General features: G+C 60.1%; 18 protein-coding genes. 15 read left to right on the top strand and 3 right to left on the bottom strand.

The window, feature by feature from the left end; genetic code table 11:
- The first annotated feature begins 2 nt into the window (after positions 1-2).
- The 7 genes from QM659_RS07600 (at position 3) to phoB (ending at position 8,230) form a co-directional block, all read left to right on the top strand.
- Positions 3-1,421 (top strand): ATP-binding protein, encoded by a 1,419-nt coding sequence (locus tag QM659_RS07600; RefSeq protein ID WP_415187951.1) that lies wholly within the window; start codon positions 3-5, stop codon positions 1,419-1,421.
- A gap of 138 nt (positions 1,422-1,559) precedes the next feature.
- Positions 1,560-2,645, top strand: a complete 1,086-nt coding sequence (locus QM659_RS07605; protein ID WP_127079318.1) for a substrate-binding domain-containing protein — start codon at positions 1,560-1,562, stop codon at positions 2,643-2,645.
- A 308-nt stretch (positions 2,646-2,953) separates the two neighbouring features.
- Positions 2,954-4,414 carry a phosphate ABC transporter permease subunit PstC gene (gene pstC / locus QM659_RS07610; protein ID WP_415187952.1) on the top strand — a complete coding sequence of 487 codons (1,461 nt, stop codon included), beginning with the start codon at positions 2,954-2,956 and terminating at the stop codon, positions 4,412-4,414.
- Positions 4,415-4,437: 23 nt separating this feature from the next.
- Positions 4,438-5,739 carry a phosphate ABC transporter permease PstA gene (gene pstA, locus QM659_RS07615; RefSeq protein WP_415187953.1) on the top strand — a complete coding sequence of 434 codons (1,302 nt, stop codon included), beginning with the start codon at positions 4,438-4,440 and terminating at the stop codon, positions 5,737-5,739.
- Positions 5,733-6,566 (top strand): phosphate ABC transporter ATP-binding protein PstB, encoded by an 834-nt coding sequence (gene pstB / locus QM659_RS07620; protein ID WP_415187954.1) that lies wholly within the window; start codon positions 5,733-5,735, stop codon positions 6,564-6,566. Before pstA ends, pstB begins: the two co-directional genes overlap by 7 nt.
- Positions 6,567-6,712: 146 nt before the next feature.
- Entirely contained in the window at positions 6,713-7,438 is a 726-nt protein-coding gene (phoU, locus tag QM659_RS07625; protein ID WP_127079326.1) for a phosphate signaling complex protein PhoU, read from the top strand.
- Between the two features lie 81 nt (positions 7,439-7,519).
- A complete protein-coding gene (phoB, locus tag QM659_RS07630; protein ID WP_127079328.1) occupies positions 7,520-8,230 on the top strand; it encodes a phosphate regulon transcriptional regulator PhoB in 711 nt (236 codons plus the stop codon).
- Positions 8,231-8,394: 164 nt separating this feature from the next.
- On the opposite strand, the gene QM659_RS07635 is transcribed toward phoB, so the two are convergent.
- Positions 8,395-8,898: a GcrA family cell cycle regulator gene (locus QM659_RS07635; protein WP_127079330.1), complete on the bottom strand. Its 504-nt coding sequence runs from the start codon at positions 8,896-8,898 to the stop codon at positions 8,395-8,397.
- 455 nt (positions 8,899-9,353) lie between these two features.
- Here QM659_RS07635 and QM659_RS07640 point away from each other — a divergent pair, with 455 nt between their 5' ends.
- The 6 genes from QM659_RS07640 (at position 9,354) to QM659_RS07665 (ending at position 15,170) form a co-directional block, all read left to right on the top strand.
- Positions 9,354-10,535: an aspartate aminotransferase family protein gene (locus QM659_RS07640; protein ID WP_127079332.1), complete on the top strand. Its 1,182-nt coding sequence runs from the start codon at positions 9,354-9,356 to the stop codon at positions 10,533-10,535.
- Complete coding sequence (gene argF, locus QM659_RS07645; protein WP_415187955.1) at positions 10,516-11,478, top strand: ornithine carbamoyltransferase; 963 nt, start codon at positions 10,516-10,518, stop codon at positions 11,476-11,478. Before QM659_RS07640 ends, argF begins: the two co-directional genes overlap by 20 nt.
- Entirely contained in the window at positions 11,478-12,449 is a 972-nt protein-coding gene (locus QM659_RS07650) for an Hsp33 family molecular chaperone (RefSeq protein ID WP_415187956.1), read from the top strand. The genes argF and QM659_RS07650 overlap by 1 nt, the downstream gene beginning before the upstream one ends.
- Before the next feature lie 74 nt (positions 12,450-12,523).
- Complete coding sequence (locus QM659_RS07655) at positions 12,524-13,369, top strand: AAA family ATPase (protein ID WP_415187957.1); 846 nt, start codon at positions 12,524-12,526, stop codon at positions 13,367-13,369.
- A gap of 74 nt (positions 13,370-13,443) precedes the next feature.
- Positions 13,444-14,523, top strand: coding sequence for a DUF262 domain-containing protein (locus tag QM659_RS07660; RefSeq protein WP_415187958.1), 1,080 nt, complete (start codon positions 13,444-13,446; stop codon positions 14,521-14,523).
- A complete protein-coding gene (locus tag QM659_RS07665; RefSeq protein ID WP_415187959.1) occupies positions 14,520-15,170 on the top strand; it encodes an MAE_28990/MAE_18760 family HEPN-like nuclease in 651 nt (216 codons plus the stop codon). The genes QM659_RS07660 and QM659_RS07665 overlap by 4 nt, the downstream gene beginning before the upstream one ends.
- Here QM659_RS07665 and QM659_RS07670 read toward each other — a convergent pair.
- Together QM659_RS07670 and QM659_RS07675 are read right to left on the bottom strand one after the other, a co-directional pair.
- Positions 15,167-16,192 carry a patatin-like phospholipase family protein gene (locus QM659_RS07670; RefSeq protein WP_303483610.1) on the bottom strand — a complete coding sequence of 342 codons (1,026 nt, stop codon included), beginning with the start codon at positions 16,190-16,192 and terminating at the stop codon, positions 15,167-15,169. The genes QM659_RS07665 and QM659_RS07670 overlap by 4 nt on opposite strands.
- Before the next feature lie 2 nt (positions 16,193-16,194).
- Positions 16,195-16,482, bottom strand: coding sequence for a GlsB/YeaQ/YmgE family stress response membrane protein (locus QM659_RS07675; RefSeq protein WP_415187960.1), 288 nt, complete (start codon positions 16,480-16,482; stop codon positions 16,195-16,197).
- A gap of 285 nt (positions 16,483-16,767) precedes the next feature.
- On the opposite strand from QM659_RS07675, the gene QM659_RS07680 reads away from it, so the two are divergent.
- The gene (locus QM659_RS07680) at positions 16,768-17,256 is read left to right on the top strand and encodes a hypothetical protein (RefSeq protein WP_415187961.1); all 489 of its coding nucleotides are present in this window, start codon (positions 16,768-16,770) and stop codon (positions 17,254-17,256) included.
- Between the two features lie 192 nt (positions 17,257-17,448).
- A complete protein-coding gene (locus QM659_RS07685; protein WP_415187962.1) occupies positions 17,449-19,173 on the top strand; it encodes a PHA/PHB synthase family protein in 1,725 nt (574 codons plus the stop codon).
- Positions 19,174-19,175 lie beyond the last annotated feature (2 nt).

The following is a 19,175-nucleotide window of genomic DNA, read 5'->3' on the forward strand; positions in this document are numbered from 1 at the left end:
GCATGCTCGAAGTCTATCGGGAGAGCGACAGCAAGCGCTTTGGTGTCGGCATTATTCAGAGAAATATTTTCATGCCCGTGCCTGAAGGCGATAGCGCATTGCGCGGTTTCGCACCGCAGCCCGGGGTTCTGTCGCGCCTCTACCTTCGGCGCTGGCTTGTCCTGCTTGCCGCGGCCGTCATTGTTGCGCTCTCGATGTTTCATGGCCTCCCGTGGGCCGGGACTGCGGCCGCGGTTGTGACGTTTGCAGCGGGTGCCGCCATCATCCCGACGTCGCGCACTCGTGCCCGGTATGACGCCGTGAGTGCGGACCGGGCTAAAGAGGAAACGCTCGCGGTGGCGAAGCCCATAGCCGATGCACTCCCCGATCCGGCCATTCTTCTCGCTCGCGACGGAACGATCCTCGCGTTCAACGGCAAGGCCCGCGATCTTTTCGACGGATTGAAGAACGGCTCGCATATATCAAGCGCGACACGCAGCCCGCAGGTGCTTGACGCGGTAACAGAATGCGGCCCTGCCAATCAGCAGTTGACGGTCACCTTCAGCGAGCGCGTACCGGTGGAGCGGCATATGGCGGCGACGGTTTCCTGGCTCGTGTTGCCGTCCAGCGCGGGGCCGTCCATCCTCGTTTATCTCCGCGATCTGACCGAACAGCGGCGCCTCGACCAGCTTCGCGCAGACTTCATCGCCAACGCGAGCCACGAAATCAAGACGCCTCTGGCTTCGCTTTCAGGATTTATCCAGACGCTGCACGGTGCTGCTCGTCACGACGAAGCGGCGCGCGACCGCTTCCTGCCGATCATGGCCAAGCAGGCCGAACGCATGGCGCGGCTCATCGATAATCTGATGTCCCTCTCTCGCGTGGAGATGCGGGCGCACCTGAAGCCGCAGGGCGAGGTTGCCATTGCCGAACTTGTCGAACAGGCCTGCGAGGCGCTGGAGCCGATGGCGGCGGAGGCGAATATTGTGGTTGCGGTCGAGTCCGAGGTCGGCGCCGTGACGGTGTTGGGCGACCGGGACGAACTCACCCAGGTCTTCATCAATCTCGTGCACAACGCGCTGAAATATGGCCGTAAGGGCGGCTCCGTGCAGGTGAAGCTCAAGCGTCAGCGAAGCGGCTCGCAGGACATGATAGCCATCAGCGTCAAGGATGACGGGCCCGGTATTCCGGTCCAGCACCTGCCGAGGCTGACCGAGCGCTTTTACCGCGTGGCCGGCGCTGCCGGACATGAAAAGGGCGGCACGGGGCTTGGTCTCGCGATCGTCAAGCACGTCGTGAACCGCCATCGCGGAGAGTTTCGCATCGCGTCCGAGGTGGGTTTCGGATCGATTTTCACGGTGCTTCTGGCTGAACATAAATACAACCGTGGAGCGGTTGAGGTTGAAACAAAACCGGCTGCACAGCCCACGCTGGAAGAATAAGAGTGCTTGTCAAATCAGTGTGTTAATCTGTCATTAAAGGTTCACTGCCCTTACATAAAAGAGACATGGCGCTGCCCTAGGGTTTCAGCGCGTTGAACCGCCGAAAGGTCTTGGTTCCAATTCTCAAGGGAGAGCACAGTGAATTATCGTCTCACCGCCCTCGTGGCGGCTACGGCGGCTGTCGGCCTGTTCGCGGCCGGTTCCGCTTCTGCCCGCGATCAGGTTAAAATCGCCGGTTCCTCGACGGTCTTCCCCTATGCGAAGATCGTCGCCGAGAACTTCGCCAAGGCGAATGCCAATTTGAAGGCTCCGGTCGTCGAATCCGGCGGCTCGGGCGCTGGCATCAAGCAGTTCTGCGACGGCGTCGGTGAAGACAAGATCGACATCGCCAACGCGTCGCGCCGCATCAAGAAGGGCGAGCAGGAAACCTGCGCCAAAAACGGCGTCGCGGACGTGGTCGAAGTGAAGTTCGGCTATGACGGTATCGTGTTCGCTTCCGACGTCAAGGGTCCGGCTTTCGCTTACGAAGCGAAGGACTGGTTCAACGCTCTCGCTCCCGAAATCGCGGTTGACGGCAAGCTCGTCGCGAACCCGAACAAGACCTGGAAGGAAGTCAACGCCGAGTTCCCGGCCTGGGAAATCGTTGCTTACATCCCGGGCGAGAAGCACGGCACCCGTGAAGTCTTCGAAGAGAAGCTTCTGGTCGCGGGCTGCAAGGCCACCGGCGCGGACAAGCTCATCGCCGAGAAGCTGAAGGCCGCTGGCACCGCCGAAGACAAGCTTCACGGCGCGACCGAAAAGGCTTGCGCGAAGGTCCGCAAGGATGACGGCGGCAAGCATGCCATCGACATCGACGGCGACTACACGGAAACCCTCGCTCGTCTTCAGGCGAACAAGGAGTCGATCGGCGTGTTCGGCCTCGCCTTCTACGAGAACAACACCGACAAGCTCCGCGTTGCCACCGTTGGCGGCGTGACGCCCTCCGTCGAGACCATTGCGGCCGGCAAGTATCCGGTTTCCCGTCCGCTCTTCTTCTACGTGAAGAAGGCTCACGTCGGCGTCATCCCCGGCCTGAAGGAATATGCCGAGTTCTTCGTCAGCGACAAGATCATCGGCGAAGATGGCCCGCTCGCCCAGTACGGCCTCGTTCCGCTGCCGGAAGCCGAAGCCAAGGCTGTTCGCGACACCGTCAAGGATCTGAAGCCGCTGGCTCCGCTCAGCTAGGACTGCATAGGTGCCGCGGCTTAGCCCCGGCACCCCGATCGGAAGCGTGTGGCGTAAAGTAACCCCACAGTGTTTGCGCCACACGCGAGTTGCCTTGCCTCTTCATTGTCTTCTAGGAATTGCGCGGTCTGTAGTATCTTCTCCGGCGAAGACGTGCGCGCAGGACACCTTTCAAATGCGGAAATGCAAACAGCCGGACCCCGCAGCGGAAAGCACCAATGCCGCACCGAATGGCGCATTTGCGATGGCTGAGGCCGTGCAGCGCCTGCCTATGATCGAAATCGTCGGATTCTCTATCGGAGACGGCCGTGTCACTTAGCGCATTGCTATTTTTTCTGCTTATTGCCGCAATCGTCGCCTTCGTTACAGGCTTCTTGCGAGCGAAGCGTCTGTCGCCCGATAATCCCCGCGCGATGCACTCGCGCCCTGGTTATCACGGGGGCTATCTTGCGCTCTGGACGGCGCTTCCCGCCATCCTCGTGCTGCTCGTCTGGTCCGCCATCGAGCCTCGCTTCATTCAGGCCGAGGTGGAATCGAATCTTCCGCCGCAAGTCCTTGAAGGCTCAAAAGGGCAGATCGGTCTTGCGATGGGCGTCGTCCGCAGTGTCGCGACCGGACTTGAACGGCTCACGCCAGCAGAGGTCGCCGCTGCCAAGTCGAGCCCAAAAGAAGCCCAGCGCCTGCTTGAGAGCAGGGGCGTGGTCATTGCGAGCCCGCCCGATGCCGCCGTGATCGCCTCTGCCGAAGAGTTGAACACCATCCGCCATCTGAGCAGCCTCGCGAAAACGGCTGTCGCTGCCTTCCTCGCGATCTTCGGCTTCATTTTCGCCTTCCGGAAGCTCTCGCCGAACCTGCGCGCTCGCAATCGCGTCGAGCAGGTGATCATCCTGGCGCTGATGGCCGCGTCCTCGGTCGCCATCATGACGACGGTCGGCATCGTGCTTTCGGTGCTCTTCGAGAGCGTCGAATTTTTCAAGCACGTATCCATCCTCGACTTCCTGACGGGCACAGTGTGGGATCCGCGCTTCGCAGGCGCGGGGGATACCGAAGGCCAGGGACAGTTCGGCTTGCTCCCGCTCATGTGGGGCACGCTCTACATCTCCTTCGTGGCGCTGGTCGTCGCCGTGCCGATCGGACTGCTCGCCGCCATCTACATGTCGGAATACGCGCACCCGAAAGTGCGCGCGACCGTGAAGCCCGCGCTGGAAATGCTGGCGGGTATTCCGACCATCGTCTACGGCTTCTTCGCTGTGGTGACCGTCGGCCCGTTCCTCAACTTCGTCGGGTCCGAGATCGGGCTCGTGATCCAGCCGACCAGCGTGCTCACGGCGGGCATCGTCATGGGGATCATGATCATCCCCTTCGTGTCGTCGCTGTCGGATGACATCATCTCCGCCATCCCGAATGCGCTTCGCGAAGGGTCCTACGGACTCGGCGCGACGCAATCGGAAACCATCAAGCGCGTGGTTTTGCCAGCCGCGCTGCCCGGCATCGTCGGCGCGATCCTGCTTGCGGCCTCGCGCGCCATCGGCGAAACGATGATCGTGGTGCTCGCAGCGGGCATCGCGGCGAACCTCACGCTGAACCCGGCCGAGTCCGTGACCACCATCACGGTGAAGATCGTCAGCCAGCTTACGGGCGACCTTGAATTCAACACCCCGCAGACGCTCGTCGCGTTCGCGCTCGGGTTTACGCTTTTCATCCTCACGCTGGGCTTGAATGTCTACGCCCTCTACATCGTACGGAAATACCGGGAGCAATACGAATGAGCGCGGTCGCCCAAGATCCCAGCATGTCTGAAAGTGACGCTGCGGAGGAAGTCAGCCGGTTCGATAATCCGGCGCTGATGCGCAGGCGCCGCCGCGAGGAGCTGCGATTTCAGGCTTACGGCCTGATTGCCATCGCGCTGGGTCTGTCTTTCCTCGTCATCCTCTTCGGCACCATCATCCGCGATGGCTGGACGGCATTCTTCCAGACATCGATCGAACTGCCGATCAAGTTCGATGCGGCCGAGATCGACCCGGACGGCACGCGCAGCGCAAGCGCGCTCGCTCAGGCGAATTACCAGAAACTCGCGAACCAGGCGCTTTACGGCAAGCTTGGCATCGATGGGGCAAATCGCGCGCAGCGTCAGGCGGCGAACGCGCTCCTCTCGCGTGACGTCGACTCGCAGCTCCGGGCCATGGTTGCCGCCGATCCCAGGATCATCGGCACCACGCAAAATGTCTGGGTTCTTGCGAGCGGCAACGTGGACGCCTTCGCGAAGGGCAAGATCGACCGCGAATTGCCCCAGCAGAACCGGCAGATTTCCGATCAGCAGATTTCGTGGATCGACAAGCTGACGGCGTCGGGAACGATGCAGAAATCTTTCAACACCGGCCTCTTCACCAACACGGCGTCGAGCCAGCCGGAAACGGCGGGACTTGCGGTGGCGCTGCTCGGCTCGTTCTACATCATGCTGATCGTGGTGTTGCTGTCGGTGCCCTTGGGGGTGGCCGCCGCCATCTATCTCGAAGAGTTCGCGCCGCGGAACCGCTTCACCGACATCATCGAGGTAAACATCAATAACCTCGCGGCCGTGCCGTCGATCGTCTTCGGTCTGCTCGGTCTGGCGGTGTTCATCAACTTCGCCGGGTTGCCACGCTCCGCGTCGATCGTCGGCGGGCTCGTGCTCACGCTTCGGACGTTGCCGACCGTGATCATAGCGACGCGTGCGTCGATTACCGCGGTGCCGCCGTCGATCCGCGAGGCGGCTCTCGGGATTGGCGCGTCGAAAGTGCAGAGCGTGTTCCACCACGTGCTGCCGCTCTCGCTTCCCGGCATCATCACCGGAACGATCATCGGCCTCGTCCAGGCCATCGGCGAAACGGCTCCGCTCCTCATGATTGGCATGGTTGCCTTCGTGGTGGACGTACCGCAATCGCCGCTCGATCCCGCGACGGCGCTGCCCGTGCAGATCTACATGTGGGCGACGGAGGCCGAACGCGGCTTTGTTGAAAAGACAGCGGGCGCAACCATCGTCTTGCTCGGCATTCTCGCCGTCATGAACATTATCGCCATGGTCCTGCGGAAAAGGTACGAACGCAAATGGTAGATTTCTCTATCGAACCGGGTGCCCTTAATTCCAACCCCGCTCCTTCGGCTTTGCCAGCGGGACAGCCGGTCGACTACAAGGTCAACGCGCGCAACGTCTCGGTCTTCTACGGAGAAAAGCAGGCGCTTTTCAACGTCGGCATCGACATCCCGGATCGGAGCGTCACGGCCTTCATCGGTCCCTCGGGCTGCGGCAAGAGCACGTTCCTGCGTTGTTTCAATCGCATGAACGACACCATCGCCTCGGCGAGGGTAAAGGGCGAAATCCTGGTCCAGGGGAAGAACATCTATGCTCCCGATGTCGACCCGGTTCAGGTGCGGGCACGTGTCGGCATGGTGTTTCAGAAGCCGAACCCGTTTCCGAAGACGATCTTCGAGAACGTGGCGTACGGTCCACGCATTCACGGGCTTGCCAAGTCGAAGGCCGATCTCGAAGAAATCGTTGTCAGAAGCCTGCAACGGGCCGGCCTCTTCAACGAAGTGAAGGATCGCCTCGACGGCGAAGGCACCGGCTTGTCGGGCGGCCAGCAGCAGCGCCTTTGTATCGCTCGCGCAATCGCGGTCAGCCCGGAAGTCATTCTGATGGATGAGCCGTGTTCCGCGCTCGATCCGATCGCCACCGCGAAGATCGAGGAGTTGATCGACGAGCTTCGCGAAAACTACTGCATCGTCATTGTGACCCATAACATGCAGCAGGCGGCACGCGTTTCTCAGCGCACGGCCTTTTTCCATCTGGGCTACCTTGTGGAAGAGGACACGACGGATCAGATCTTCATGAACCCCAAGGACAAGCGCACGCAGGATTATATCACGGGGCGGTTTGGCTAGTGTCACGGGGCCTGCACCTGATGCGCCGCGTCTCGCGGCGGCACAGGGCAGGTGGCGCAGGGTGGATACGCTGCCCCGTCGGCCCGAGACGCTGATAACAGGTCGGCGCGCTTCCTGGACGCGCGAACGCACCGGAGGAAACGGTAGTGTCTGGAAACGCCGACAGATCTTACGAAGGGGAACTCAAGTCGCTCGACACGATGATCGCCCAGATGGGGGGCCTTGCCGAGCAAGCCCTGGGGCAGGCCATCGACGCGCTCTACCATCGCGACCCGGACCTCGCCGAGGTGACGCTGGCAAACGACCGCAGCATCGACACGCTGGAGCGACTCGTCGACGAACTCGCCATCTCGATCATCGCCCGTCGAGCGCCGGTTGCATCGGATCTCCGGCAGATCGTTACCGCGATACGCATCGCGCTCGACCTCGAACGTATCGGCGACCTGTCGAAGAACATCGCCAAGCGCGCCATCGCCATCGCCGCCGAACCTCGACCGAATCAGGTCATGACGGGCTTCGTGCATATCGGCGAGGCGGCGCTGCGGCAACTGAAGGATGTGCTCGACGCCTATTCGCAGCGGGACGCGGACGCTGCTCTTGCAGTCTGGCAGCGCGATCACGAGATCGACGCCATGTATAACTCGCTCTACGGCGAGCTGCTGACGACGATGATGGACGAGCCGCAGAGCGCCAGCGTTTACGCGCATCTCCTGTTCGGTGCAAAGAACATCGAACGCATCGGCGATCACGCGACGAATATCGCGGAAACGATTTATTTCCTGATCCACGGCAAGGCGCTTGGCGATGAGCGCCCGAAGGCAGACAGCACAAGTTCGCTGACGCTCGGGCGCCTCGCGTCGGTGAAGAGCTGACGGAGCAGGATGCGTGACGGCGCGCTGAGACGGTCACAGCATGGACGGGCGCTGGAAGGTGCGGGGTAGCAGAAGCAGACGATGAATGCCAAGATCCTGATTGTCGAAGATGAAGAAGCCCTTGCTCTCCTCCTGCAATATAATCTGGAAGCGGAAGGGTTCTCCGTATCGATCTCGCAGCGGGGCGACGAGGCGGAAGTGGCCATCGGTGAAGACCCGCCGGACCTGATCATCCTCGACTGGATGCTGCCGGGCCTGTCCGGCATCGAACTGTGCCGCCGCTTGCGCTCGGGCAAGACGGCGCGTTCGATCCCCATCCTGCTTTTGACGGCGCGCGGAGAAGAGGCGGACCGCATTCGCGGCCTGACCGTCGGCGCGGACGACTATGTGGTGAAGCCGTTCTCGGTGCCCGAGCTACTGGCCCGCGTGAAGGCGATCCTCCGCCGGGCCGCGCCCGAGCGCATTTCGCAGACGCTGGAAGTCGAAGACATCGAACTGGACCGCGAAACCTATCGCGTGATGCGAAGCGGTCGCGAGGTGCGGCTCGGCCCGACCGAGTTCAAGCTTCTCGAATTTTTGATGGAAAGCCCTGGCCGCGTATTCTCGCGCACGCAATTGCTGGATGGCGTATGGGGGCGCGACGTTTATGTGGACGAGCGCACGGTAGACGTGCACATCGGCCGCCTGCGCAAGGCGATCAATCGCGGCAAGGAAAGAGACCCGATCCGCACCGTTCGCGGCGCGGGTTATGCGCTGGGTGAGAAATTCCCGGGGCAGAGCCTGTCCGAATAGCGGCGGCCGAGCTTCCGAAAAGATGGAAGCCGAGGCTTGCGGCCCCGGCTTCACTCCCCGCTGTATTCTGTAACTTAAAAGCCACAGATCAAAACAATGCTGCACATCGTCAACAAAAGTTTCGATCAAGCTTTGCGACTCACCGTATAGATGAGTTGCGCCGGTCACATGGCGCGGCGTTTCTTGGCGACAGGGTTGTATGCGATCGCCGAGTGGTGTTCGCAGTACGGGCTTCCGGAATTCTTCCGGCGTCCGCAAAAGTGAAAACCTTCCTCCATGGGATCGCCGATCGGCCAATGGCACATGTTTTCCTTCAGATCGACCAAGCGGATCAATCCTTCGGGTGCAGGCTCCAGATCCGGCAGCGTCAGCGGAATAATGGTTGCTGGCTTGCGTTGCTCAGGCTCCGGCGCAATCTTCAGTGCCGTGTTGCCGAAGGTACGATATTGAACTTGCGGCGACCGCGCAGGGAAAAGTGCAATATTCGATCGCGGACGGGCCGTTCTGATGCGCGAGGTGGTCGCGCGGCCGGCGAGTCCGAGGCGATGTACTTTTCCAATAACAGCGTTACGCGTAACTTCCCCAAGTTTCGTAGCGATCTGGCTTGCACTCAAGCCGTCGGCCCAAAGCTTTTTCAAGAGTTCAACACGCTCGTCTGTCCAACTCATAAATTTTAGCTCCTCGTTCATTCCGGCGGACGAACCGCGAATAAGGTCGTGACCGCTGGACGGATGACCAGCGGGGCCACGGGCGCTAACGCAAGACAAGGAGACACAAGCGTAATCCCGACGCCCGGAAACTCGGGGCGTACCCTCCACGAGGGCTATCGAGAACGCATTTCACTGAGATACAAGCTTCGCATCGATACTATGCGAGGTGGTGTATGCGGCTACGCGCATTTCGGAAGGCGATGGCACCACTCCATCTCATGGGAGCATAATTGCACAAAAGAGCCGGTCCGACAAATTTCAGAAACCTTAACGAAGGCGTAAATCGTTACATTTGGGGTGCGCTGTGTCTTTTATGCCGGTTGACACTGCCGCGAACTGTTGGAAAATAAGCTCACGAGCCTGAGCCGCCCGCCAGACGGAGCGGCTTTTTTAATTTGAAAACGAGTGGAAAAATGTCTGCGGTTCTCGGGACCTATGCGCGGATCAATGTCGAATTCGAGCGCGGCGAAGGCGCGTGGCTCGAAACCGCTGCGGGGGAACGATATCTCGACTTCGGCAGCGGCGTCGCGGTTAACGCTCTCGGGCACGCTCATCCGCATCTCATCGCGGCGCTGACGGAGCAGGCGCACAAGGTCTGGCACACCTCGAACCTCTATCGCGTGCGCGGTCAGGAACGGCTGGCGGAGCGGCTTTGCGCGCTGACCTTCGCGGATAAGGTGTTTTTCGCCAACTCCGGCGCCGAGGCGATGGAATGCTCCATCAAGATGGCGCGCAAGTATCACTCCTATAATGGGCAGCCGGAGCGCTGGCGCATCATCACTTTCGAAGGCGCGTTCCATGGGCGCACGCTGGCGACCATCGCCGCGGGCAATCAGGAAAAGCATCTGAAGGGGTTTGGCCCGAAGGTGGACGGCTTCGACCAGGTGCCCGTGGGCGACCTCGAAGCTCTGCGCGCCGCGATCACGCATGAAACGGCCGCGCTTCTGATCGAGCCGATTCAGGGTGAAGGCGGCGTCCGCCCCGTTGGCTGGCCGTTTCTTCGCGCGCTTCGCCAGATCGCGGACGAGCACGGCCTTCTTCTTGTTCTCGACGAGGTGCAGACCGGCGTGGGCCGTACCGGCAAGTTCTTCGCGCATGAGTGGGCGGGAATCGAACCGGACATCATGGGCATCGCCAAGGGGATCGGCGGCGGCTTCCCCGTGGGCGCATGTCTTGCGACCGAGAAAGCGGCCTCCGGCATGACGGCGGGAAGCCATGGCTCGACGTTCGGCGGTAATCCGCTTGCGATGGCCGTGGCAAACGCCGTGCTCGACATCGCGACAAAGGCGGAATTTCTGGGCCATGTCCAAGAGATGAGCTTGCTTTTCAAGCAACGGCTTGCTGAAATCGTAGACCGTCACCCACGTATCATCACCGACATACGCGGCGAGGGACTCATGCTCGGACTAAAATGTAAAGTGCCCAGCACGGACGTCTCTAGCACGCTTTTTGCAGAGAAGCTGCTCACGGTGTCCGCGGGCGATAACGTCGTCAGACTTCTGCCACCGCTCATCGTGACGGAAGCCGAAATCAAAGAGGCGTGCGAAAAGATAGAAAGCGCATGTGCGAGGCTCGATGCTACACTTCCAGCGTAATTCGGCGATCAAAGAGCCCTCGGCTCCGCGTCATTTTCTCGACATCGACGACTACGACTTCGATACGCTCCGGCTTATCCTCGACAACGCGCACACGCTCAAGAAGCTGATCAAGACCAGCCCTCCTTCGGCGTGGCCGAAGGTTGCGGAGGGCAAGGTGCTTGCGATGGTGTTCGAGAAATCGTCCACGCGCACGCGCGTCTCGTTCGACGTCGCGATGAGGCAGCTCGGCGGCGAGACGATCGTGCTCAACAGCAACGACATGCAGCTCGGGCGCGGCGAAACCATCGCCGACACCGCGCGCGTGCTGTCTCGCTACGTCGACGCGATCATGATGCGCTGCACCTCTCATGAGGCGCTGATCGAGCTTTCCGAGCACGCTACGGTGCCGGTCATCAACGGTCTGTCGGATCGCTCGCATCCCTGTCAGATCCTCGCCGACATCATGACGCTGGAAGAGCACAAGGGCGACATCGCCCCGCTCAAGGTGGCATGGATCGGCGACTTCAACAACGTGACCGCGTCGTGGGTTCACGCCGCCGTGCGCTTCGGCTTTGCTCTGACGCTGGCGACGCCGAAACCTCTTCAGCCGCCCCGGAGCTTCCTCGACTGGGCCAACGACGAAGGCGGCCGCATCACCGTGGTCGAAGACCCGACCATCGCGGTCGACGGCGCCGACTGCGTGGTGACGGATGTCTGGGTTTCGATGGGCCAGGAAAACGCCGCCGAGCGCGAGACGCTGCTGGCGCCCTATCAGGTGAGCGGCGCCCTCATGGAAAAAGCCGACAAGGATGCCATATTCATGCATTGCCTGCCGGCGCACCGCGGCAGGGAGGTAACGGACGACGTTATCGACGGCCCGCAATCCGTGGTCTTCGACGAAGCCGAAAACCGGCTGCACGCGCAGCGGGCTATTCTCGCATGGTGCTTCGAGAAGGTTTGATGGGTGGAGATTTTGCCGGTGATCCCGGCGTGAAGTACAACGACTACGTTCTGCCATTTCAATTGGAAGCGTCGGGCGCGCGCGGGCGGCTCGTGCGCCTCGGTCCCGTGCTCGACAGCATTCTCGGGCGTCATGACTATCCCGAGCCGGTGCTGCTCCTTCTCGGCGAGGCGGTCACGCTGACCGCGATGCTCGGTGCGGCGCTGAAATTCGATGGCAAGTTCATCCTGCAAACGCAATCCGACGGCGCTGTGGGCTTTCTCGTCGTGCATTACAGCTCTCCCGGCCAGATCCGTGGCTATGCGAGCTATGACGCTGACGAAGTCGCCCATCTCCTTAATGGAGCCGCTCCCAAAAAGCCGCTGATCGGCAATGGCCATCTCGCGATGACCATCGATCCCGGCGCCGGCATGGAGCGCTATCAGGGCATTGTCGCGCTGACCGGCAATACGCTCGTCGATGCCGCGCACGAGTATTTCGACCAGTCCGAGCAGATCCCGACCTTCATCCGCATTGCCGTTGCCCGGCAATACACAGCGGGGGAGGACGGCGGACCGGGCCGCTGGACGTGGCGCGCGGGCGGCCTGATGGTGCAGAAGCTGACGCGCGAGGGCGGATATGAATCCGGCCGGGATGTTGGCACCGACGAGGTGGACGACGACGGCTGGCGGCGCGCGCAGGCCCTGGCGACGACGGTACAGGATCATGAATTGCTCGATCCGACGCTCGGCTCGGACCGGCTGCTCTATCGCCTGTTCCATGAAGAAGGCGTGCGTGTCTTCGACGCGGCGCCCGTGGAAGCGCGCTGCAACTGCTCGCGCGAGCGTGTGGAAGCGATGCTCGAACAGTTCTCGCCCGATCAGGTGGAGGCCATGGCCGAAGACGGCACGATCGTCGTGAAATGCGAGTTCTGCAACACGCAATACAGCTTCGACGCCGATCGGTATCTGCATCCCGGCGAGCCGAATTGACGACGGGCTGAAGCGAAACACGATGGGACACGGGCGCAACCCGTGTCCTTGTCATATCTGGGGAGACGGACGGCATGCGCTTTGAAGGAACCGACACGTACGTCGCCACCGATGACCTGCGCGTGGCCGTAAACGCGGCCATCGTGCTGGAGCGCCCGCTTCTCGTGAAGGGCGAACCCGGAACCGGCAAGACCGTGCTCGCACATGAGGTCGCCGCCGCTCTCGGCGCGCCGCTGATCGAATGGCACGTCAAGTCCACCACCAAGGCGCAGCAGGGGCTTTACGAATACGACGCCGTGAGCCGCCTGCGCGACAGCCAGCTCGGCGACGAGCGCGTGAAGGACATCAGGAATTACATCCGCAAGGGCAAGCTGTGGGAGGCGTTCGACGCGCCGGTGCGCCCCGTGCTTCTCATCGACGAGATCGACAAGGCCGACATCGAGTTTCCGAACGACCTGCTGCAGGAACTCGACCGCATGGAGTTCCACGTCTACGAGACCGGCGAAGTCGTGAAGGCCGCCGTGCGCCCCGTGGTCATCATCACGTCGAACAACGAGAAGGAACTGCCCGACGCGTTCCTGCGCCGCTGCTTCTTCCACTATATCCGCTTCCCCGACCGCGACACGATGCGCGCCATCGTGGACGTGCACTTCCCCGGCCTGAAGCCGCGCCTCCTGCATGAAGCGCTGAGCATCTTCTACGACATCCGCGACGTGACCGGGTTGAAGAAGAAGCCGTCGACCTCGGAGCTGATCGACTGGATCAAGCTGCTCGTCAACGAGGACATCGACCCCGAGACGCTGAAGGAGCGCGACCCGCGCAAGCTCATCCCGCCGCTGCACGGCGCGCTGCTCAAGAACGAGCAGGATGTGCAATTGTTCGAGCGGCTGGCATTCCTGAGCCGGCGGCGAGGGGAGTGACGAACAAAAATCGGCTAGACTATTTCTGCGGCTAAGATAGATTCGTGCTTACATGCTTTGTGACGGGACAAACGATGTCGCTGGAAAATGAAGTAATAACCGCTAGAAAAAGAGTTTCCAGAGACGGCTACGACATGTCGTTCGGTGAGCTGGCTAGCGTATATGAGAATAACGAGCTTTTTATCCAGCCCGAATACCAGAGGCTTCGCGTTTGGGATGAAACGCAGAAAACTCGGTTTATAGAGTCTGTTCTTTTGAATATTCCCATACCTCCTATATTTGTTTTTGCTAGCAGGGACGGAAAATGGGAGCTTGTGGATGGCTTGCAGCGTGTCTCGACGATTTTTGAGTTTATGGGCGTCCTGAGAGAAGTAAACGGGGCCGCGGTAAAGCCCTTCGTTTGCGGGGGGACTAGTCTACTCCCCTCCCTCGACGGAAACTCTTGGTCTGGTAGTGAAGCTGGGTCTATCAAACTTGCGGATGCATTGCAGGTATATATCAAGAGAGCACGTATTAGAGTTGAGATCCTCAATCAAGAGTCAGATCTACAAATCAAATATGAATTATTTCAGAGGCTTAATACGGGTGGTTCAAATTTATCACGTCAAGAGATTAGAAATTGTATAATAATTTCTATCAATAAAGATGCGCACACGGCCATTATGAGTATGGCTTTAAATGAAGATTTTCGTGAAACTACGGCGCCGTCCGGAGAAGAAAGAGCTCAGCGTAGCTTCTTGCAGGAATTGGTTGTTCGCTTTATTGTTCTGAGACATCATGCATATCGGCCGCGTGTCGATGTCCACGACTATTTGGACGAAGGGATAATGGCGATTGCGTCATCCACGCAATTTGATTGGAGGAGGGAGATTGACATATTTAATAAAATATTCCATAGATTAAACAAACTCTCGGGAGATGGAGTTTTTAAAAAGGGTGGACGCTTTTCTCTTGGATATTATGAGTTTATAATTCTGGGCCTCTCCAGTTTACTGGATAATGAAGGCGATATATCTGATGATGACCTCTCTGCAAAAATAGAGTCTATTTCTAAGTTGCCGGAGGCTGGAAAATATACGGGTAGTGGCGTCAGAGGTACGCAAAGATTGTCGGGATTTGTTTTTGCGAAAGCAAAAGAACATTTTCTCGCATGATAAGGCCGCGATCTCTTGCACAACTCCAAGATGCCTTAGACCAAGAGCTGAGTTGGAGAAAAATTGAACTTCATGCTCTTCTGCAGGCTATACGGAGTGCCTCTGGTCGGAGCAAGCAGTCCCTGCTGAGAGCTGCTGTACCCATATTATATGCCCACTGGGAAGGATTTGTTAAAGCTGGCATTTGTCTTTATATTAATTATTTGTCAAGCCTCGGTCTGAAATATAGAAATACGAAGCAGTGCTTTCGCGGAATCGCGGCTTTAGAGCATGTTCGTGGTCTAGGTGGCTTAACGACAAAGATATTCGTAGGGTCTGAACTATTGAAGAGATTGTACGATATAGAAAATGAGAGTTTCAACGTGCAATTGGATCGACATATCGGAAAAATAGGAAATCTTAATTTTGATTTGTTTGAGCAGATTTTATCATTCTCTGCAATAGATGTGACGCGCTACGTGCCACGAAAACAGCTTATCGATGAGAGCCTACTTAAAAGGCGAAACGAAATCGCGCATGGGCGTTTCATCGAATTGGATGAAGAGGGGGTGCTAAACCTTAGCGGCGAGGTGCTTACCCTTATTGAATGGGTAAAAACAGACATCGAAAATGCGGCATCCACGCAATCTTACTGCGTGCGGCCTTAAACCTCCTCGCGCAGCGCATCCAGATCCAGCGTCGACCGCGCGCCGATATCGCCCGCCCTCGCCGCAAGGAACGCATCCGCCGCGCGCCGCCCCTCGTCGCGCAGCATCGCGAGGAACGCGGCCTCGGCGTTGAGCTTCGACGACGAGCCAAGCTCCGCGATCACCTCGCTGCCGATGCGGTGGATGCGCATCTTCGCCCAGCGCGCGCCTTCGCAATCGCCCGCGTCTGCCACCTGTTTCAGGATCGCGATCATGCGCAACTCCTTGAGCAGCGTGGCGTTGAACGACACCTCGTTAAGGCGGTTCAGGATTTCGCGCGCGGTCTTGGGTGTGCCGCCGCGCTCGACCGGGTTCACCTGCACGAGGATGACGTCTTCGGCGGTGCAGCCGCGCACCAGCGGCGTGATGGTTGGGTTGCCGGAATAACCGCCGTCCCAATAGGGTTCGTCGTCGATAATCACGGCCTGAAACAGCGTCGGCAGGCAGGCCGATGCCAGCAGCACATCGGGCGACAGCTCGGCATTGGTAAAGACGCGGCCGCGCCCCGTGCGCACATTCGTGGCGGTGATGAAGAGTTTCAACGGCACTTTGGGCAGCAGATCGAAGTCGATGCTTTCTGCGAGAATGTCACGCAAGGGGTTGCTGCCGCCGGGGTTCAGGTCATAGGGCGAGAACAGGCGTGCCGTCATGTCGAGCGCGACGAAGAGCGGCGAGGTGTCGATGGACCAGCGGCCGAGCATCACATCGAGGGGACTTCGCTGGAACGGACTGAACCGCGCCGCCTCGCCAACCCGCGCCCAGAAGGCGTCGAGTGAGGCGCGCGCGCCCTCGCGGCCGCCCTTGCCGAGACCGCAGGCCATGACAGCGGCGTTCATCGCGCCCGCAGACGTGCCGGAGATGCCCTCGATATGAAGCCATGGCTCTTCCAGCAGCCTGTCGAGCACGCCCCAGGTGAAGGCCCCATGCGAGCCGCCGCCCTGAAGCGCGAGGTCTACGGTTACGGGCGAGCGCTTCTGTTGCATGGTTAGGCGACCTTATTGCGTTGATAGGCCCACCAGAGCCCGAGCACGATCAGCGAGCCGATGAGCGCGGACACGATGTCCCGCATCGAGACGGCTACGGTCTCGAGATCGGGCAGCAGGTTGAACACGCGAAACAGCGCGCCGCCCACTATGGCGCCGAGCAACCCGAGCCCGAGATTGGGCCAGAAGCCGAAGCCGCGCCGTTCGCGCGTCACGAGGATTCCGGCGAGCGAGCCGCCCGCGATGCCGATGACGACCCAGACGAAAATCTGCGAAAGACTGAAGGACATTGCCGAACCCTCTTTCCTGGCTTGCTTGCGTCCTCAATATAGGATGGGAAGACTTAAGTCGCCCTTGAGTTTCATGGGCGAAGGCGGGGTGGCCAACAGACTTTAGCGTATCAATTCACGCTATTTCATTGAGGTCTACCTGCAATGGCGAAGAAATGTTTTCCAGAAAAATCAGTTTCAAGATTCCATGGTTCATTCAATATGTCTGCGCGGCGAAGGTGCGTTGTGTGAGATTATACCCTATAGTAAATAGAGGAGCTTCAATAATAATAAGGGAGACGCGTCATGCCGCAAGCGCCAGAGCCTGCCACCTTCGACCTCTCGCCCGTGCTGAAGGCCTACGTTGAATCCATAGATGTATGGAAAAAGAACTACGAAAATCTGGCGAAAAGCGCGAGAGAATTTCAGGGGTTCGCCGCGGAAGGCCAGGGCGGGCACGGCGCGGCCCCGGCTGCGCCATCATCGCACGATACGGAGCCATCGCCCTCGACCGCAGCTTACGACACCGCTGTGGCGCAGTGGCAGAAATCCGGGGAAGACCTGTTCAAGCGCTTTGCTCAGAACCAGGTTGAATTGTGCCGCTTCTTCGCTTCCCGCTGGGAGCAGTATTTGAGCCTGCCCGATCAGGTCGCGAAGTGCCACACGGTCGGAGAGTTCGGTGCTCTTCAGCACGCATTCCTGACCCGGTTCGCAACCGATTACATGCAGGAAAGCGAAAAGCTCGCGCAGCCTTTCGCGGAGTATATGGCAAGCCTCGGCGATCGCCACGCCTGACGCGGACCTGCGCAGGCGGGCTGCCGGAGGTCCATGCTTGAGTTTTCTGGCTCGGGCAGAGTGATCCCGCCCGTGGCTTTTCCTTACGCTTTCCGCGCGTTAACACATCGCGTTACCGATTGAACTCTCGGCGCGGGCGCCTTTTCGTGCTAATCCCCTCGTGAATGGGCAAGTATCCGTATCGGAGGGGCCATGATCGGAAGCACGAGCGCGATCGACCGCGTTTTTCATTACACGCTCGCCAAACAGACGGGCGGCATATCGCCTGCCGCACTGGCGCTTTGTTACATGGACTGGGCGCTCCATCTATCGATGGCTCCGGGCACGCGCCTTCAACTCGGCTGGAAGTTTTTCACCGACACTCTCGCGCTTCAGCGTTACGCGCTGGCGACACTCACGAGCGGCGATCTGTCGGCTGGCGATTGTCCGCCTCCGGCCAAGGCCGACCGCCGTTTCTCGCATGAAGACTGGCAGCGTTATCCCTTCAATGTGATCCAGCAGAGTTTTCTCGTCTGGGAAAACCTCTGGGACGCCGCGACGAAGAACGTCCACGGCGTCAGCAAGGAACACGAGCAGGCTGTCAACTTCCTCGCGCGCCAGATGCTCGACATGGTGGCGCCGTCCAATTTCATTGCCACGAACCCCGAACTTCTGGACAAGACGGTGCGCGAGGGCGGATTCAATCTCCTTCGCGGCGCACTCAATCTCGCCGAGGACAAGCAGCGCGATGCGGCGGGGCTGCCGCCGGCGGGCGTCGAGGAGTTCAAGGTGGGCAAAACGCTCGCCGTGACGCCCGGCAAGGTGGTCGCCCGCACCCGGCTCATGGAACTGATCCAGTACAGCCCGACGACCGCAAAAGTGCATCCGAACCCGGTGCTGATCGTTCCGGCGTGGATCATGAAGTATTACATTCTCGATCTGTCGGCGCAGAACTCGCTGATCAAATATATGGTCGATCAGGGCTTCACGGTCTTTGCGATCTCGTGGAAGAACCCGGACGAGAGCTACGCCGACACAGGCATGGACGATTACCGCCGCTTCGGTATCCTGGAGGCGCTGAAGGCGATCTCGCAGATCGTGCCGGAGCGCAAGGTGCATGCGCTCGGCTATTGTCTCGGCGGCACGCTCCTGTCGATCGCGGCGGCGGCCATGGCGCGCGACGGCGACGACCGGCTGAAGTCGCTCACGCTGCTCGCCGCGCAGACGGATTTCAGCCAGCCCGGCGAGCTTGAGCTTTTCGTGAACGAGAGCCAGCTCGCCTTCCTCGAAGACATGATGGAGGAGCGCGGTTATCTCTCATCCGCGCAGATGGCCGGGGCGTTCCAGCTTCTCCGCTCGAACGATCTCATCTGGTCGCATATGATCCACGACTACATGCTCGGCGAGCGGACATCCATGATGGACCTGATGGCGTGGAACGCCGACCCGACGCGCATGCCCGCGCGCATGCATTCCGAATATCTGCGCGACATCTTCATGGGCAACCAGCTTGCCGAAGGGCGCTACCATGTGGACGGCCGCTCGATCGCGCTGCGCGACATCACAGCGCCGATCTTTGTCGTCGGCACGGAAACGGACCACGTCGCGCCGTGGCGCTCGGTGTATCAGATCAATGTCCTCTCCGACACCGACGTGACCTTCGTGCTGACGAGCGGCGGCCATAACGCGGGTATCGTGTCGGAGCCGGGGCGCAAGCACCGCCATTACCGCATCGCGACATCGCGCCACGACACCCCCTATGTCGGGCCCGAGACGTGGTTCCGCACCAACACGCCGAAGGACGGCTCGTGGTGGCCGGAATGGGCGCGGTGGCTTCGGGCGGGATCGAACGAGGCGGTGCAGCCGCCGAAGACCGGCGCGCCGAAGGCTGGATATCCCGCGCTCTGCGACGCACCCGGCACTTATGTTTTTGAATGACG

The organism is Rhodomicrobium sp. (assembly GCF_047605405.1).
Taxonomy (GTDB): Bacteria; Pseudomonadota; Alphaproteobacteria; order Rhizobiales; family Rhodomicrobiaceae; genus Rhodomicrobium; species Rhodomicrobium lacus.

Coding starts and splice junctions, on each gene's coding strand:
- QM659_RS07600 (WP_415187951.1), top strand. CDS start 3: ATGCTCGAAGTCTATCGGGAGAGCGACAGCAAGCGCTTTGGTGTCGGC.
- pstA (WP_415187953.1), top strand. CDS start 4,438: ATGTCTGAAAGTGACGCTGCGGAGGAAGTCAGCCGGTTCGATAATCCG.
- pstB (WP_415187954.1), top strand. CDS start 5,733: ATGGTAGATTTCTCTATCGAACCGGGTGCCCTTAATTCCAACCCCGCT.
- phoB (WP_127079328.1), top strand. CDS start 7,520: ATGAATGCCAAGATCCTGATTGTCGAAGATGAAGAAGCCCTTGCTCTC.
- QM659_RS07635 (WP_127079330.1), bottom strand. CDS start 8,898: ATGAGTTGGACAGACGAGCGTGTTGAACTCTTGAAAAAGCTTTGGGCC.
- QM659_RS07640 (WP_127079332.1), top strand. CDS start 9,354: ATGTCTGCGGTTCTCGGGACCTATGCGCGGATCAATGTCGAATTCGAG.
- argF (WP_415187955.1), top strand. CDS start 10,516: ATGCTACACTTCCAGCGTAATTCGGCGATCAAAGAGCCCTCGGCTCCG.
- QM659_RS07650 (WP_415187956.1), top strand. CDS start 11,478: ATGGGTGGAGATTTTGCCGGTGATCCCGGCGTGAAGTACAACGACTAC.
- QM659_RS07655 (WP_415187957.1), top strand. CDS start 12,524: ATGCGCTTTGAAGGAACCGACACGTACGTCGCCACCGATGACCTGCGC.
- QM659_RS07660 (WP_415187958.1), top strand. CDS start 13,444: ATGTCGCTGGAAAATGAAGTAATAACCGCTAGAAAAAGAGTTTCCAGA.
- QM659_RS07665 (WP_415187959.1), top strand. CDS start 14,520: ATGATAAGGCCGCGATCTCTTGCACAACTCCAAGATGCCTTAGACCAA.
- QM659_RS07670 (WP_303483610.1), bottom strand. CDS start 16,192: ATGCAACAGAAGCGCTCGCCCGTAACCGTAGACCTCGCGCTTCAGGGC.
- QM659_RS07675 (WP_415187960.1), bottom strand. CDS start 16,482: ATGTCCTTCAGTCTTTCGCAGATTTTCGTCTGGGTCGTCATCGGCATC.
- QM659_RS07680 (WP_415187961.1), top strand. CDS start 16,768: ATGCCGCAAGCGCCAGAGCCTGCCACCTTCGACCTCTCGCCCGTGCTG.
- QM659_RS07685 (WP_415187962.1), top strand. CDS start 17,449: ATGATCGGAAGCACGAGCGCGATCGACCGCGTTTTTCATTACACGCTC.